This window comes from Pseudomonas sp. ICMP 561, from assembly GCF_002699985.1.
Classification (GTDB): domain Bacteria; phylum Pseudomonadota; class Gammaproteobacteria; order Pseudomonadales; family Pseudomonadaceae; genus Aquipseudomonas; species Aquipseudomonas quasicaspiana.
Genome location: NZ_LKBT01000014.1, coordinates 97,099 through 114,484 on the forward strand (window position 1 = coordinate 97,099; position 17,386 = coordinate 114,484).

Consider the following 17,386-nt stretch of genomic DNA (forward strand, 5'->3'; position numbering starts at 1 on the left):
GCGTGGTGCGCCGGGGTGGTGCCCGGTGATGCATGTTGGAGCGAGGCTTGCCCGCGAACCTGCGACTCGGTAAGTCAGACACGCCGCGTTATCGTTCTTCGCGGGCAAGCCTCGCTCCAACAGAAGTTATCAAGTACTACTGTTGCGCCGAACTAATCAATCAACAACCGGCGCTGTCGTCTTCACCGGCTCATCTTCATCCTTCATCTTGCGGAAGTACGTCGACAACAATGCCCCGGAGATGTTGTGCCACACGCTGAACAGCGCACTCGGCACAGCCGCCAGCGGCGAGAAGTGCGCACTGGCCAGTGCGGCACCGAGACCTGAGTTCTGCATGCCGACTTCAAGTGCCAGGGATTTACGTTGAGGCAGCGGCAGTTTGAACACCTTGCCGGTGAAGTAACCCAGCAGGAAGCCGAAAGTGTTGTGCAGGATCACCACAGCCATGATCAGCAAGCCGGACTCAGCGATCTTCGCCTGGCTGGCGGCAACCACGGCGCAGACGATCATCACGATGCTCACTACGGAAATCAGCGGCAGCACGTCAATCGCGTAGGCGACCCGGGCACCCAGCAGGCGTTGAGCCAGAACGCCAAGCACGATGGGCAGCATGACCAGTTGCAGGATCGACCAGAACATATCCATGAAGGACACCGGCAACCAGGCCGAGGCGAGGAACCAGATCAGGGTGGGCGTCAGCAGCGGAGCGAGCAGGGTGGTGACCGCTGCAATGGCAACGGCCAGCGCCAGGTCACCCTTGGCCAGCCACGCCATAACGTTGGACGAGGTACCGCTCGGGCAGCAACCCACCAGAATCACACCGACGGCGATTTCCGGTGGCAATTGAAATACCTGACACAACAACCACGCCACGCCGGGCATGATCACGAAATGCGCAACTACACCCAAGGCTACGCGCCATGGATTGCGGGCCACTTCGGAAAAGTCTTCAAGCTTCAGGGTAAGACCCATGCCGAACATCACCAGACCCAGCAACGGGACGATGAGGGGCTTGAGCCCGATGAACGCTTGGGGGAACACGAAGGCCAATATGGCGAACAGAAGCACCCAGTACGCAAAGGTATTACCGACAAAACGACTCAAGGTTGCCAATGCACGCATGGCGGGTTCCTTTCTTATTAGGTTGGGGGAGGGGGCGTCATCTGGCTGGATACGTAAAACTGTAGGAGCTGCCGAAGGCTGCGAAGCGGTTTAACAGGCAAATTGCTTCGCAGCCTTCGGCAGCTCCAGGTGACCAGTGGTGTTTAAATCCCCTGCGGAATCTCTTCACCGCCCAGCGCTTCAAACAGCTCTGGCAGGAATTCACCGAAGGTCAGCATCATCAGGGTGAAGCTGGCGTCCAGTTGACCCAAGGCCTCGTCGCCGCCGTCCTGTTCCGCTTGATCCTGCAACAGGTCTTCGAACTTCAGACGCTTGACGGTCATCTTGTCGTCAAGCACGAAGGACAGTTTGTCCTGCCATGCCAGGGACAGCTGGGTCACGACTTTGCCGGTGCTCAGGTGCAGCTGGATTTCATCGCTGGTCAGGTCCTGACGTTTGCAACGCACAATCCCGCCATCTTCGTGGGTGTCGCGCAGTTCGCATTCATCCAGCACGAAGAAGTTGTCGGCAGCTTTCTGCGTGGTGACCCAATCGGTCATCACAGCGGTAGGTGCGGTCTTCACCGTCAGCGGACGTACCGGCAGGGTGCCGATCACTTCACGCAGGGTCGACAGCAAATCCTCAGCGCGTTTCGGGCTGGCCGAGTTGACCAGAATCAGGCCCTGTTTCGGCGCAATAGCGGCGAAGGTCGACGAACGACGAATAAAGGCACGCGGCAGGAACGCCTGGATGATTTCATCCTTGATCTGCTCGCGTTCCTTCTTATAGACCTTGCGCATTTGCTCGGCTTCGATCTCGTCGACCTTTTCCTTTAATGCGTCACGCACAACGCTACCCGGCAGGATGCGTTCTTCTTTACGGGCAGAAATCAGCAGGAAGTCGCCGCTGACGTGGACCAGTGGTGCGTCTTCGCCTTTGCCGAAAGGGGCAACGAAACCGTAAGTGGTCAACTCTTGGCTGGCGCAGGCACGGGCCGGTTTGGTGGCCAAAGCGGTTTCCAGTGCTTCGGCATCAAAAGGCAGATCCTGGGTCAGGCGGTAGACAAGCAGGTTTTTGAACCACATGAGGTGAATCTCTCCTTCGGTAAAAAGTGGGGCATTATTCGCTGCTATTACCTCGCGGCCAACCCTGTGCTAAGCCTTTGGAAGGATTATAAAAATTATTTAAAAAAGTGCTTGCCAGAGGTTAGGTCGCTCCGTAGAATGCGCGCCACACCGAGAGTGAAGGGTGATTAGCTCAGCTGGGAGAGCAGCTGCCTTACAAGCAGCGGGTCGGCGGTTCGATCCCGTCATCACCCACCAACTCGCTCTAAGTGTTACGCGCAGCGGTAGTTCAGTCGGTTAGAATACCGGCCTGTCACGCCGGGGGTCGCGGGTTCGAGTCCCGTCCGCTGCGCCATATTCCGCTTCAAGGCCCTTGAACTCCTTGAAGCAACAGAAAGCCCGCCTAGTGCGGGCTTTTTGTTGTCTGGGTTTTTTGCTCCTGCGATTTGGTCAGGCGTCAGCCCGGGAATCTGCAGGAGCTGCCGAAGGCTGCGATGGCGGTGTGTCAGGATGAATGCTTCGCAGCCTTCGGCAGCTCCTACAAAGTAAACAGCAGGTAGAGCCTTTTACGATTACTCGCGCGTCAATTTTCGTATGGGTTCGTCTATTGCTGGATTGTGTCCCCCCATCCTTGGTGCAAGCGCCGGATCCGTGTAGCCTGAACGCCGCAGATGAACAGAAAGTCGTCGACCAGTTTCTGTTCTCAAGAGAATGGGGCGGCACGTTCTGACGACCCAATTGAACGTCCCAGCGCTTTTGTGTCGGCCCACCAGGTTATGTCGGCGAGCGGTATTGGATAAAGGCAGGATGTAGGTCCTGAGCAGGACCAGGAGAATCTACTATGTTTGCCAGGCAGGATTTATTAGAGTCTTTTGATGTAGTCGATGAAGACAGTTCTGGGCATCTTTTTTTTCAATATGATTTTCCAAAGAAAACTTTTCGATACTGTTTGAAAAACTGTGCTCATCATTATGCTGTCGTTGGGTCTGAAGATGTAGATGACCGCCGGTTTGCATCTGCTGTACTGGATCAATTGCCAGATTTTCTGTCTCCCGTTAAGCCTACCCTATATAGTCTGCAAGAAAACAGTTATGGCTTTACTCATGCGATAGCTGTTCCAAAGGATTATCACGGGCATTTGAAAGGGGATTTGCGGGATAAGCGTGATGGCCTATTTCTCTGCGTTCCGATTTTCAAGTGTGAATTTTCCGGGAGTGAGAGTGAAGTTGAATTCAAGCAATTGGTACGTATGTTGCCGATTTTTGAATGGAATAGAGACGTTTTCCCCAAATTAAATGTTTACTTTGATAATCCTTCGACAGGGGCAGGGACGGATGAAGAGGGTGCGCTGTTTAAATTTTCGACATTGGTTTTGGAAATTGAAAATCTAAATGGTGTTGTCAGTGGTTTTATTGAAGTAACGAACTATAAGGGTGGTGTGATAGAAATTTTGTCGCCTGCTGTCGATGCGTATACGTTGATAAGAAATCGTTGTGATGATGAGGCTGAGACACCCTTGAGTTTTTCCGTACTTATGAAAAAGATTGCCGCGTTCTCCCAGCTTTAGTGGATCTGTTGATAACGTCGCGCCGGAAGCAAAGTCGAACTTGATTGTGGGTGGTGACGCCTGTTTTCAGGTTCCACCTCCTCAAGGCCCTTGAACTGCTTGAAGCAACAGAAAGCCCGCCTGGTGCGGGCTTTGTTGTCTGGGTTTTAGTGATATGCCCGGCCGGTCCTACGAGATCCCGCCAAAGCCCTTGAGATGAACGCGCGGATGGCCGGGCCAGCATTGCCCGTCGATGCCTCGACACCGGAACTGGCTCGGGAGTGGGTCGCCCGCTTGCGCGGCACGCTGCGCTGACTGTCCGTCGCAACAACACCCGCAGCACGGTGCAATGCCGGCTGCGGCACAGGCTGAAACAATCTCTCACTTAATCATAATTATTCTCATCCCCCCTTCGTCTTATTGGAAAGCAGGTAAGAAGGCTGACGTAAAAGGCCTTCTACCGATCTATTCGCTGGCGACAGGAGAGTAAGTCCGATGGCATTTGATCGCGAAGACGCGCTGTACAAGGTTCTGATCAATCAGCAAGAACAGTATTCGCTGTGGCCCGACTACAAGGCCGTGCCGGCCGGCTGGCGTGAGGCGGGCAAGCAGGGCAGCAAGGCTGATTGCCTGGCCTACGTCGAGCAGGTCTGGACCGACATGCGGCCACTGAGCCTGCGGCAAAAGATGGACGGGCAGGCGGAGGCACGTTAAGCCATGCAGCGTCCTGCCCTGCGACTGTTCTGTCTGCCTTACTCGGGTGCCAGCGCCATGGTTTACCTGCGCTGGCGTCGCTCGCTGCCAGCATGGATCGAAGTCTGTCCGCTTGAGTTGCCCGGTCGTGGCCGACGTTTTAATGAGCCGCTGCAAACCGATATGCCAGCGCTGGTGGCGCAGCTTGCCGTCGAACTGGAAGGTCGCCTTGATCTGCCTTACGTCCTGTTCGGTCACAGTCTGGGAGCGTTGCTCGCCTTTGAGTTGGCCCACGCCTTGCGGCGCAAAGGGGCGCCGCCTGCGCGAGCGCTGTTCGTCTCCGGCGCACCGGCTCCTGCCCACCGTGAATACCACACTGACTTGCAGGCAGAGCAGAGTGATGAGCAGTTGCTGGCCCGTTTGCGTCAGTTGGGCGGAACCGACGAGGCGGTGTTCGCGGACCCGGAAATGCTGCTCCTGACTCTGCCGGTACTGCGTGCCGACTTTCTCTTGTGTGGCCGTTACCGCTATGACCGTCGGGCATTGCTCAGTAGCCCGATTCATGTGTTTGGCGGCAAGCAGGACCGCATGTCGGTAGAGGCTTTGTCGGCGTGGCAGAACGAAACCGCTGAAGGCTTCTCCCTGGAGATGTTTGACGGCGACCACTTTTTTATCAATGCCCATGAAGCGCACCTGCTCGAGCTGATGGTCGAGCGCCTGCAGCCAGTCGGGCCAGTGCAACAGCCGGTCACGGCTTGAGCGGAGAATGCGCGATGGATTCCAGTCAACTGTTTACCTTTGAGACATTGCCCGGCGTTCGCGGCGACCTGCCGTTGTTGGTCCAGGCGCGCCACGAAGGCATTGATCTGCAGGATGCGCTCGCCGATTTGCGCGTGTTGAGCACCAAGCGCCTGGAAAAGTGCGGCGGCTTGTTGCTGCGTGGTTTTCACGTCGGGGGGGCCGAGCGCTTTAGAGAGTTCGCGGCAGGCTTTGGTCATCCGCTGCTCAACTACGAGTTCGGTTCAACGCCGCGCAGCAATGTGACCTCCGGTGTTTATACGTCCACCGAGTATCCGGCCCATCAGCACATTCCGCTGCACAACGAGCAGGCCTACACCCGCGAATGGCCGATGAGAATCTGGTTCTATTGCGTGCAGGCCGCGCTGGTCGGCGGTGAAACCCCAGTGGCGGACAGCCGCGAGGTCTATCGGCGTGTGCCGCAGGCCATTCGCGAGCGCTTCACCGAACGCGGCCTGATGTACGTGCGCAATTTCGGCAACGGTCTGGATGTGTCGTGGGAACAAGTGTTCAACACCGATAACCAGCAGGAAGTCGAAGCCTACTGCCGTCAGCACTGTATCGAGTGCGAGTGGAAAGACGACGGCGAACTGCGCACGCGCCAACTCTGCCAGGCGGTGGCGCGTCATCCGCGCACTGCGGAGTGGGTCTGGTTCAACCAGGCGCACCTCTTTCACATCTCCAACCTGCCACAGGAAGTACGGGAAAACCTGCTGGAGGTGGTCGACGAGGAGGACTTGCCGCGCAATGTGTACTACGGCGACGGCAGCCCTATCGAAGATTCGCTGCTCGATGAAGTGCGCGGTGTCCTGGAGGAAACCAAAGTGGTTTTCCCGTGGTACAGCGGCGACGTCCTGATGCTCGACAACATGCTGGCTGCCCACGCCCGCTCGCCATTCAGCGGACCGCGCAAAGTAGTGGTGGCTATGGCTGAAGGTCATCAAGTCAGCACGCTTTCCTGAAGCGTTGATTACCGCGTCAGCTTTTTAGCGCTGGCTCTTTAGCGCTTGAGGCAAGGCTGACGCGGCTTTTTTCTTTTTTTGAGAACTGCCCCGGCGGGCGGGCCACTGCCCGTCGTCCATAACAGGTGATGCCATGAATGACCCCTACGAAGCCGTCAACCTGGTTGAGGTGTTGCAGCAGCGTGCCTGCCAGACACCTGAAAAGATCGCACTGCGTTTCATCGCCGAAGACGGCGATCAACCGCTCAGTTACCGGGAGCTGGACGAGCGTGCACGAGCCTTGGCTGTACAGATGCGCCAGCATGCCGCTTCGGGAGCGCGGGCGGTGTTGTTGCTGCCGAGTGGTCCAGATTACGTCACCGCTTTTTTCGCTTGCCTCTATGCGAACGTTATTGCCGTTCCGGCCTATCCGCCAGAATCGGTACGCCCGCAGCATTTGATGCGCCTGCGCGCTATTCTCGACGATGCCGAGCCGAGCCTGGTACTGACCGATTCGACTCTGATCGAGGCTCTGCGCCCAGCCTGCGAGCGTAGCAACGGTGAGTCGCCACTGCTGCTGGCGGTCGATCAGGTGCCGAGCGCGCTGGCCGAACAATGGCAACTACCGACGCTGCGTGACGACGACATCGCCTTTCTGCAATACACCTCTGGCTCCACGTCGACTCCCAAGGGGGTACAGGTCACTCAGGGCAACCTGTTGGCCAATGAGCGGCTGATTCGCCACGGGCTGTCGATTAGCGATGACGATGTGATGGTCAGCTGGCTGCCACTGTTCCATGACATGGGCCTGATTGGCGGTCTGCTGCAACCGATCTACAGCGGCTTTCCCTGCGTATTGATGTCGCCCCGTTACTTTCTCGAACGGCCGCAGCGCTGGCTCGAAGCGATCAGCAAGTACCGGGGGACCATCAGCGGCGGCCCTGACTTTGCCTATCGTCTGTGCTGCGAGCGACTCAAGGAATCCGCGTTTAAAAGCCTCGACCTGAGCTGCTGGCGACTGGCGTATTCCGGCTCCGAGCCGATCCGGCCCGACACACTGGAACGCTTTGCCAGCCAGTTTGCCGTGGCCGGATTCGACGAAAACGCCTGGTTCGCCAGTTACGGCCTGGCGGAAGCCACGTTGTTCGTCAGCGGCAGTCGGCGTGGTCAAGGTATTGCCCAGATTGAGGTGGATACCCGCGCGCTGGCCGATAACCTCGGTCGCCTGGGCTCCGGCAGCCGTCTGGTCAGCTGTGGCTGGGGCCAGCCAGAGCATCCGTTGATGCTGGTTGATCCGGTCAGCACTGAGCCAGTAGCGGAGGGCGGTGTCGGCGAAGTCTGGAGCTCTGGCCCGAGCGTGGCCAGCGGCTACTGGCGCAACCCACAAGCCACCGCCAAGAGCTTCATCGAGCGTGACGGCCGTGTCTGGCTGCGCACCGGCGACCTGGGTTTCATGCACGGCGGAGAGTTGTTCATCACCGGTCGCCTGAAAGACATGATCATTATTCGTGGCCAGAATCTGTACCCGCAGGATCTCGAACGCTGCGTTGAAGAAGAAGTGGACGTGGTGCGCAAGGGCCGCGTTTCGGCGTTCGCCATTGAGCATGATGGCAATGAAGGGATTGGCATCGCGGCAGAAATCGGCCGCAGCGTGCGCAAGCTGGTGCCTGCCGAGGCGTTGATCAAGGCCATCAGTGAGGCTGTGGCAGAGCGTTTTCAGGAAGTCCCTGTGTTGATCGCGCTGCTTGAGCCGGGTGCGTTGCCAAAAACGTCTAGCGGCAAACTGCAACGCTCAGCCTGTCGCCAGGGTTTGGCCGACGGCAGTGTCGCCAGCTATGCCGTACAGCGTGCCGGGCAGATGCTCGACGACTCGAAGCAGGACAATACGCCGCTCAGCGCTGCCGAGCAGGCCATGGCCGAGCTGTGGACGCAGGTACTGGATGCGCCTGTGACGCAGCGTGAAGCTAACTTCTTTGCCTTGGGCGGTAACTCGATCAAGGCCGCGCAACTGATGGCTCGACTGCGTGAACGCGAAGGTCGCGCAGTGGAGTTGCGCCTGTTGTTTGAGGCGCCACAACTGGACGCTTTCGTCGCCGCGCTGGACAGCCAGCCGCAGCACTCGGTCGTCCCCGTCGCGCTGCTCGACCGTCAGGGTCCATTGCTGCCATCTGCTGCCCAGCAGCGTTTGTGGTTCCTGTGGAAGCTCGAACCACACAGCGCCGTGTACAACATTGGCGGCCGCTTGCGGCTGCGTGGTCAGCTTAATCTGGCCGTATTGCAGGAGGCTTTTACGGCCTTGTTGCAACGGCATGAAGTGCTTCGCAGTCGTTTTGTCGAGTCCGAAAACGGCGAGGTAACGCTGCAGTTTGCCGCGCCCGGTGCGGTCCCGCTCAGCGAGGTCAACCTCGGTTCCCTGGCCGACGCCGAGCTTGAAATCGAAGCCCGTGCCGATGCCGAGCGTTTTATCGCTGAGCCCTTCGATCTGGCCAACGGTCCGTTGCTGCGTCTGCGTTTGCAGCAGCTGGACACTGACCGCCAGCAGCTGTTGCTGTGTGTGCATCACATCGTGGCCGATGGCTGGTCGCTGAACCTGCTGCTCGGGGAATTCACCGAGCTGTACAGTGCCCGTCTGCAAGGTCGTGAAGCCACTATCGCGCCCTTGTCACGCCAATACCTGGACGTCGCCGAGGCCCAGCGCCAGCAACTGCAAGCCGGTGAGGGCGAGCGTCAGTTGCAGTGGTGGAAAGAGCGCCTCGGCACCCGGCATGTGCCGCTGGAGCTGCCTTTTGCCTTGCCTTACCAGCCACAGCAAAGCCGCCGTGCCGCGTTCATTGACGATGAACTGGGCGCTGATTTGAGTGCCAGACTCGGCCAGTTGGCACTGCGCCATGGCGTTACCCCGGCAATGCTGCTGCTGGCCGCCTTCAATCTGTTGTTGCAGCGCTACAGCGCAACCCACGATTTGCGCGTGGGCCTGACCCAGGCGGGACGCGAAAGTCTGGACAGCGAAGCGTTGGTAGGTTTCTTCGTTAATCTGCTGGTTCTGCGTTGCGAGCTGCCTGCGGGTCTTACCCTGGCAGAGCTGCTGCACCAGGTGCGAGACAACGTGCTGCAGGCACAGGCGCATCAGTCGTTGCCGTTCGAGCAATTGGTGGAGGCCTTGCACCCGGAGCGTGGTCACGGCCGTCATCCGCTGTGCCAGGTGGCCTTCGATTATCAGTGGCAAACCCGTGCCGCGGACAACCTCAGCGGCTTGCAGGTCGAAGCGCTGGAGCAGATCGACCTGCAAACGCCGTTCGATCTGGTGTTGCGTGTGCGTGAAAGCCAGGATGGCCTGCGTTTGAACTTCTGCTATGCCAGCGAGGGCTATGCCGCCGCAGGCATGCAGCGTCTGGCGAGTAACTTCCGGCGCCTGCTGCAAACCCTGCTGCAGCAGCCTGCTGATCAGCCGCTGCAAGCCTCGGCATGGCTGCCCGAAAGCGAATGGCGTGACACCGCCGATTGGCCAGTGCAGGTTTTTACCCCGCTGAGCGAACGGATTGCCGAGCAGTGTCTGGCGCTGGGCGACCGCCCAGCCCTGATTGATCCGCAGCATCAGCTCAGTTTTACCCAGTTGGAAACGCGTTCCAACGCACTGGCGAATCACCTCATCGCCCAAGGCATTGGCGCCGAAGTACGCGTCGGTGTGGCCCTGCCGCGTGGAGTGGAAATCCCTCTGGCCCTGCTGGCGGTCATGAAAGCCGGGGGCGCCTATGTACCGCTGGATATCGACTACCCGCGTGAACGTCTGACGTGGTTGATACAGGACGCCGGTATTCACTGGGTACTGACCCACAGCAGCTTGCGCGACCGGTTGTCTCTGCCGGACGGGGTGCTGAGTCTGGAGCTTGATCGACTGGACCTGAGCCGCGAATCGACGCAGCGCCCGGTAGTCACCGTCGAGGCGCAAAACCTCGCGTACCTGATCTACACCTCGGGTTCGACTGGCCAGCCAAAAGGGGTAGCGGTCGCCCACGGTGAAATCGCCATGCATTGCCAGGCGATTGGTCAGCGTTATGCGATGAGCGCTGCCGACCGTGAGCTGATTTTCATGTCCTTTGCGTTCGACGGTGCTCACGAGCGCTGGCTGACGGCGCTGTCGCACGGGGCCAGTGTGTTGATTCGTGGTGACGAGCTGTGGACCGCCGAGCAAACCCTGAATCAACTGCGTGACCATTCGGTGAGCGTGGCGGCTTTCCCTCCGGCTTATCTGTTGCAGTTGGCCGAGGAGGCCGCTCGCCAAGGTCCTGTGCCGAGCATGCGGATCTATTGCTTTGGCGGCGACGCCGTGCCCGAAGCCAGTTTCGAACTGGCCCGGCGGCACCTCAAGGCCGAACATCTGATCAACGGCTATGGCCCGACCGAAACAGTGGTCACCCCTCTCTTGTGGAAGGCCGATGCCAGCGCCCAGTGCGGCGCGGCGTATGCGCCGATTGGCGAAGTGGTCGGCGCGCGTCGCCTGTATGTGCTCGATGATCAGTTGCAGCCTCTGCCACGTGGCGTCGCAGGTGAGCTGTACATCGGCGGTGAAGGCTTGGCGCGGGGTTATCACCAGCGTCCGGCAATGACCGCCGAGCGTTTTATTGCTGATCCGTTCAGCGCTGCTGGCGGCCGTTTGTACCGGACCGGTGACCGGGTTCGCCTGCGTGAAGACAACGCTATGGACTATTTGGGGCGTGTCGACCAACAGGTGAAAATTCGTGGCTTCCGGATCGAGCCGGGGGAAATCGAAGCGCGCCTGCAAGCGTTGCCGGGCGTTCATGCGGCGGCGGTATGCGCCCGTGAGTCGGTGCAGGGCCTGCAACTGGTGGGCTACGTGGTTGCCGTCAGCGGTCAGCCATTGAGCACCGACAGCTTGAAAACGGCCCTGCGCGATCAGGTGCCGGACTACATGGTGCCTGCACACATTCTGTTGCTCGACAGCCTGCCGCTGAACATCAACGGCAAGCTGGACCGAAACGCGCTGCCGGAACCGCAAGGGCAGGGTGCCGAATTCGTTGCGCCACTGGACGGCATCGAATGCCAGGTCGCTGCGATCTGGAGTGAGGTGCTCGGCGTGGCGCGTGTCGGTCGTCAGGACGATTTCTTTGATCTGGGCGGGCACTCGCTGCTAGCGACTCAGGTGGTGTCGCGGATCAAGCGTGACCTGGGCCTGGAGTGCCCGCTGCGTACCCTGTTCGAATGCTCACGGTTGAACGAGTTCGCGGCGCGACTGGCTGCCCAGGATGTCTCGGTCAGCACCCACTCAGTGCTGCGAGCCCTGCCGCGCAATGGCACCATGCCGCTGTCAGCCGCCCAGAGCCGCCTGTGGTTCTTCTGGCAAATGGAACCGCAAAGCGCGGCCTACAACGTGCCCGGTGCGCTGCGTTTGCGCGGTGCACTGGATCTTGCAGCGCTGCGCCGCGCTTTCGATGCGCTGGTACAGCGTCACGAGACCCTGCGCACCCGTTTCGACGAAATCGACGGCCATCCATTTCAGGTAATCGAACCTGCGCAAGCTTTGCCGCTGGTCGAACACGACCTGTCTGGCGTCGTTGATGCTGAACTGCAAGCACGACAGTTGGCGGCAACCGAAGCGATGCAACCCTTCGATTTACGCCAGGGACCGTTGCTGCGTCTAAGCCTCATTCGTTTGGGTGACGATCACCACGTGTTGCTGTTGACCATGCACCACATGGTCTCCGATGGCTGGTCGATCCGGGTACTGGTCAATGAGTTCAGCGAGCTTTATGGCGCATTCACGGCGCAGCGCGAACCGGTTCTGGCTCCGTTGTCGGTGCAATACGCCGACTATGCCCAGTGGCAACGCGAGCTATTGGCCAGCGCCGAGGGCGCGCGGCAGCTTGCCTGGTGGAAGGAGCGTCTGGGCACTGACCAGATCGTGCTCGAACTGGCGACCGATCGTCCGCGTCCTGCCGTACAAAGCTACCGTGGCGCAAGCCTGGGCTTTGAACTGGACGGCGATCTTGGTACTCGCCTCAAGGCGTTGGCCAAAGCGCATGACGTGACGTTGTTCATGCTGCTGCTGGCCGCTTACGGTGTCTTGCTGAGAGGCTACAGCGGTCAGCGTGACCTGCGTATTGCGGTGCCGGTGGCCAGTCGGCAGCAGATGGAAACCGAAGGCCTCATCGGCTTCTTCGTCAACACTCAGGTCATACCGTGCCACATAGACGACTCAGCCAGCTTTGCTGCGCTGCTCGCAGAAACCCGTCAACTGGCACTCGGCGCCCAGGCCAATCAGGACTTGCCGTTCGAACAACTGGTAGAAGCCTTGCAGCCCGAACGCAGCCTGGCGCATAACCCTTTGGTGCAGGTGAAATTCAACTTCGGCTTTGATGTGAGCGTCCTGCCGAATGCCGGCGACCTGCGGCTTGAGCTGTTCAGTGAAGAGCAATACGGCGCACGGTTCGACCTCGCGCTGGACATGGCCGAAGGGCAGGACAATGTGCTGCGCGGCAGCTTTGTCTATGCCAGCGACTTGTTTGATGCACCGAGCGTGGCGGCCATCGCGCAGACCTTCCGCCAGTTGCTCGCCCGTCTCTGCGAAGCACCGACACGTCCGTTGTCCGAGCTGCCGCTGGCGGCATTGGGCGAGGCTGCCGAGTTGCGCGGCGAACTGCAGCAGTGGCCGTTCAGCAATGTGCTAGCCGGGTTCGCCGCTCAGGTCGTGACACGGCCTGAGGCGATTGCCGTGCAGGCCTGGGATGGTCAGTTGAGTTATGCCCAGCTTGACGCTGCAACCAATCAACTGGCGCGACGCTTGCAGGCCGCCGGTGTGCAACCGGGCGACCGCGTGGCGCTGTGTCAGGCGCGCAGCAGCCAGTGGGTGCTGATGTTGTTGAGCGTCATGAAGGCGGGGGCGGCGTACGTGCCACTGGACCCGGCGCTGCCGTTGGCGCGACTGCAACGTATCGTGGTCGAGAGCGACGCACGTTGTGTATTGCTCGGTGATCCTGCGTGGCTGACCAGCTTCGGTGATGCGGCACTGTTGGTCGATGCTGGCAGCGAGGACGGTTTCTCCGACGCCGCACTGTCACTGCCTGTCGATGTTACCAACGCAGCCTATGTGATTTTCACCTCCGGTTCGACCGGGCAACCCAAGGGCGTGGTGGTCAGCCACGGCGCATTGGCCAACTACGTTCAAGGTATTCAGGCACGTTTGGATCTGCAGCCAGGGCAGGGCATGGCGATGGTCTCATCGGTGGCCGCCGACCTGGGCAACACCACGCTGTTTGGGGCGTTGTGCTCCGGTGGCCGACTGTGTCTGGCCAGCCAGGATGATGTAGCGGATGTCGAATGTTTTGCCGCCTTCATGCAACAGCATGCGGTGGATGTACTGAAGATTGTTCCCGGTCATCTCAGTGGCTTGCTCGCCGCACTGCCTGAAGCCCGGTTGCTGCCGCGTCAACTGCTGGTAGTGGGCGGCGAAGCGTGCGACCGCAGTCTGTTGCAACAGGTGCGGGAACTGGCACCGGCTTGCCGCATCGTCAATCACTATGGCCCGAGCGAAGCGACGGTCGGTGTCTTGACCTATGAACTGGCGCATGACGCCGAACTGCCGTTGGGCGCGCTGGCAATCGGTCGGCCATTGCCCAACTGCCACGTGCGGGTTGTGGACGAGTACCGCAACCCGTTGCCGGTTGGCGTGCCGGGTGAGCTGTTGATTGGAGGTGCCGGGCTGGCTGATGGCTACCTGAGCCAGCCCGAGTTGAGCGCCGAGTATTTCGTGCACATCGACGGTGAGCGTCTGTACCGCAGCGGTGACCGGGTGCGCCTCCGACACGATGGGCTGATCGAGTTCCTTGGGCGTCTCGATGAGCAGGTCAAGATTCGCGGTTACCGGGTTGAGCTGGGGGAAATTACCCAGGCCCTGAAAGCGCTGCCCGGCGTCAGTGCCGCGCTGGTACTGGCCGAGCGCGAAGCCGAGGGCCCATTGCGCCTGTTGGCATGGTGCGTCAGCAGTGCTGGCAACGCTGAAAGCCTGCGTCAGGCACTGGCGGAGCAAGTCCCTGAATACATGCTGCCCGCACAGTTGATGCTGCTGCCTGGCATTCCCTTGACCCCCAACGGCAAGGTTGATCGCCAGGCGCTGCCGCGTGGCCCGGTGGTGGAGGCTGGCAGTGCGCCGGAAACGGCGATGAGCGAACTGGAAAGCCAGTTGGCCGACATCTGGCAAGCCGTTCTGAAGATTGAAGCGGTGCGTGCCGAAGACAACTTCTTCGAACTGGGTGGCGACTCGATTCTCAGCCTGCAAATCATCTCGCGCATCCGCAAGCTGGGTTACAAACTCAGCCCCAAACAGCTCTTCGAGCGTCAGAGTGTTCGCCAACTGGCGCAGTGGCTGGAAAGTCGCGGCCCGGCCAAACCGGTGGTGACAGCCGCCGCAGCTGCGGTGGCCGTCAGTGGCGAGTTGCCGTTGGCGCCGGTCCAGGCGCGGTTCTTCGAGCGTGTTCACAGTGATCAACGCAATCACTGGAACCAGGCAATCTTGCTGCAGCCCAAATCGCCGCTGGACCTGGACAACCTGACGCGTGCGCTTCACTGGTTGCTCGGTCAGCACGACAGCCTGCGCTTGCGCTTCGACAGCCGCACCCAGCCTGTGCGGCAGGTCTATGCCGAGCCGGGTTTGCTGGACCTGACGCTGCCGTGGCGTCGCCGTGCCAATGACGAGCAGACCCTGGAACGCCTTTGCGACGAGGCGCAACGCAGCCTTGATCTGAGCGCAGGCCCGTTGCTGCGAGCAATGCATGTCAGCCTGGAAGATGGCAGCGAGCGCCTGTTACTGGTCATTCATCATCTGGCCGTAGACGGTGTGTCGTGGCGGGTGCTGCTGGAAGACCTCGAAAGCGCCTACCGTCAATTACTGGCAGGCAAGGCTCCGGCGCAACTGGTTAAAAGTGACAGCTATCAGGCCTGGACCCAGCGTCAGCATGCCTTCGCCAACAGCGCCGAGTTGCAAGCCGAACTGGGTTACTGGCAGGCGCAGTTGCAAGACGCTCCGGCGTTGCCGCAGACGCGTAGCGATGCCCGGACCACTTGGCGTGAAGCTGCGCAGGCGAGTTTCAGCCTGGACAGCGAAGCTACCCGGCAACTGCTTGGCCCGGCTCAGCAGGCGTACCGCACCCAGATCAACGACCTGTTACTTACCGCACTGGCCCGTGCGCTGTGCAGTTGGAGCGGTGCCGAACAGGCGCTGATCGAACTGGAAGGCCATGGCCGCGATGCTTTTGATCAGGGTGCGGCACTGGACCTGAGCCGCAGCGTGGGCTGGTTCACCAGTCTTTACCCTGTGCGCCTGAGTCCTCAAGGCGATGTCGGTGCTTCGTTGAAAGCCATCAAAGAGCAGTTGCGTGGCGTGCCGCGTGCCGGTATCGGGTACGGCTTGCTGCGCTACCTCAGTCCATTGGGTGCGCAGTTACAAGAGCTGCCGCCAGCACGAGTAACCTTCAATTATCTGGGGCAGTTCGACCAGCAGTTCACTGATTCGGCATTCCTCCCGGCCAAAGAGTCGGTCGGCCGCAGCCATGCCGATGACGCGCAATTGGGCAATTGGCTGGTGTTCAACGGCAAAGTGCTCGGCGGTTGTCTGCAACTGGAATTGCACTACAGCCGTGAAATGTTCGACGCCTCACTGATCGATCAATTGTTGAGCGTGCTGCAGGCAGAGCTTCAAGGTTTGTTGCAGCACTGTCTGCAAGCCGCTCCGGCGTTGACCCCGAGTGATGCACCACTGGCGGGCCTGGATCAGGCCACGCTGGACAGCTTGCCAGTCGACGCCAGCAACCTGGAAGACCTGTATCCACTGGCTCCGATGCAGCAGGGCATGCTGTTCCATGCCCTCGATGTGCCTGGCTCGGCGCTCTACGTCAACCAACTGCGCGTGGACCTGGACAACCTCGACGAAGCCCGCTTCGTGGCGGCCTGGCAGCAGGTGCTGATGCGCCATGCCACGCTGCGCAGTGGCTTCCTGACTGAAGGCCTTGAAGTGCCCTTGCAGTTCGTGTTGCGCCACGCCGAATTGCCGGTGGAGCATTTCGACTGGCGCGAGCGCAGTACCGACCGGGTAGCGCTCGACGCATTGGCCGACAGTCAGCGCCAACGCGGTTTCGACCTGACGCGTCCGCCCTTGCAGCGTCTGGCACTGGTACGTCTCGGTGAGCGGCGCTTCCACTTGCTGTGGACCTGTCATCACCTGTTGCTGGACGGCTGGAGCAGCGCCCGCTTGATCGGTGAAGTGCTGGCCGCTTATCAGGGCAGCAGCCTGCCGCCGGTAGCGGGGCGTTACCGGGATTACATCGCGTGGTTGCAGGTGCAGGATGCCAGCCTCGGTGAGCGCTTCTGGCGTCAGCGTCTGGCGGGTTTTGACGAGCCGACGCTGTTGGCGACTGCCTGCGCGGGCAGCTATGTCATCGAACCGACGCGCGAGGTGCGCAGCCAGTTCGATGCCGTCGCCAGTCAGCGTTTGCAGCAGTTTGCCCAGCAACAGCGCGTGACCCTCAATACCCTGTTGCAAGGGGCGTGGCTGTTGCTGCTGCAACGCTACAGCGGTCAGTCGCGGGTAGCCTTCGGGGCCACTGTGGCCGGGCGTCCGGGAAATCTGCCGGGTGCCGAGGACATGCTCGGGCTGTTCATCAATACCCTGCCCATCGTCCAGCAACCGCAGGCCGCTCAGGCACTGGGTGACTGGCTGCGTGAATTGCAGGCCTACAACCTGGAAGTGCGCGAGTTCGAACACAGCCCGCTGTACGACATTCAGCGCTGGGCCGGGCGTGGTGGTCAGGCGTTGTTCGACAGCATTCTGGTGTTCGAGAACTTCCCAATGGATGCCGCACTCACGCATTCGGCGGCAGGTGAAGACGGCCTGCGTATCCTCGGTCATCAGCCGGTGGACTCCACCAACTACGCGCTGACCCTGGTCGCCAGTGCCGGTGAGTGCCTGGATGTGCGTTACGGCTACCGGTCCGAGCGCTTCTGCGCCAGCCAGGTCGAGCGTCTGCGTGAGCATTTCGAGTGCCTGCTGCTGAGCTTCTGTGACAGTGCCGAGCAAGCATTGGCGCACTTGCCGATGCTGGCCGCGACTGAGCGCGAACAGTTGCTCCACGGCTGGAACGACACCGCCGCTGAATTCCCTGATCAGGTGCAACTGCAAAGCCTGATCGAACAGCAAGTCGCTGCAACGCCGGATGCTTTGGCCGTGCAGTTCG

Annotated in this window: 7 protein-coding genes and 2 tRNA genes; 7 read left to right on the forward strand and 2 right to left on the reverse strand. The window is 60.3% G+C overall.

The genetic code is table 11. The features are described 5' to 3' along the window. Positions 1–156 precede the first annotated feature (156 nt). Complete coding sequence (locus AO242_RS13630; RefSeq protein ID WP_099269119.1) at positions 157–1,122, reverse strand: bile acid:sodium symporter family protein; 966 nt, start codon at positions 1,120–1,122, stop codon at positions 157–159. 143 nt (positions 1,123–1,265) lie between these two features. Then, positions 1,266–2,186: a recombination-associated protein RdgC gene (gene rdgC / locus AO242_RS13635; protein WP_027901105.1), complete on the reverse strand. Its 921-nt coding sequence runs from the start codon at positions 2,184–2,186 to the stop codon at positions 1,266–1,268. A 161-nt stretch (positions 2,187–2,347) separates the two neighbouring features. Between rdgC and AO242_RS13640 the strand changes: the two genes are divergently transcribed. The 7 genes from AO242_RS13640 to AO242_RS13670 form a co-directional block, all read left to right on the forward strand. After that, positions 2,348–2,423 (forward strand) — tRNA-Val (locus tag AO242_RS13640). Positions 2,424–2,443: 20 nt separating this feature from the next. Further along, a tRNA-Asp gene (locus AO242_RS13645) sits at positions 2,444–2,520 on the forward strand. 486 nt (positions 2,521–3,006) lie between these two features. Continuing rightward, on the forward strand, positions 3,007–3,732 hold the full coding sequence (locus AO242_RS13650; RefSeq protein ID WP_099269120.1) for a hypothetical protein: 726 nt from the start codon (positions 3,007–3,009) through the stop codon (positions 3,730–3,732). 474 nt (positions 3,733–4,206) lie between these two features. After that, positions 4,207–4,425 (forward strand): MbtH family protein, encoded by a 219-nt coding sequence (locus tag AO242_RS13655; protein WP_099269121.1) that lies wholly within the window; start codon positions 4,207–4,209, stop codon positions 4,423–4,425. A gap of 3 nt (positions 4,426–4,428) precedes the next feature. Continuing rightward, the gene (locus AO242_RS13660) at positions 4,429–5,163 is read left to right on the forward strand and encodes a thioesterase II family protein (protein WP_099269122.1); all 735 of its coding nucleotides are present in this window, start codon (positions 4,429–4,431) and stop codon (positions 5,161–5,163) included. A gap of 14 nt (positions 5,164–5,177) precedes the next feature. After that, complete coding sequence (locus tag AO242_RS13665) at positions 5,178–6,164, forward strand: TauD/TfdA family dioxygenase (protein ID WP_099269123.1); 987 nt, start codon at positions 5,178–5,180, stop codon at positions 6,162–6,164. A gap of 133 nt (positions 6,165–6,297) precedes the next feature. Beyond that, a partial coding sequence (locus AO242_RS13670) for a non-ribosomal peptide synthetase (RefSeq protein WP_099269124.1) occupies positions 6,298–17,386 on the forward strand: 11,089 nt, incomplete at its 3' end.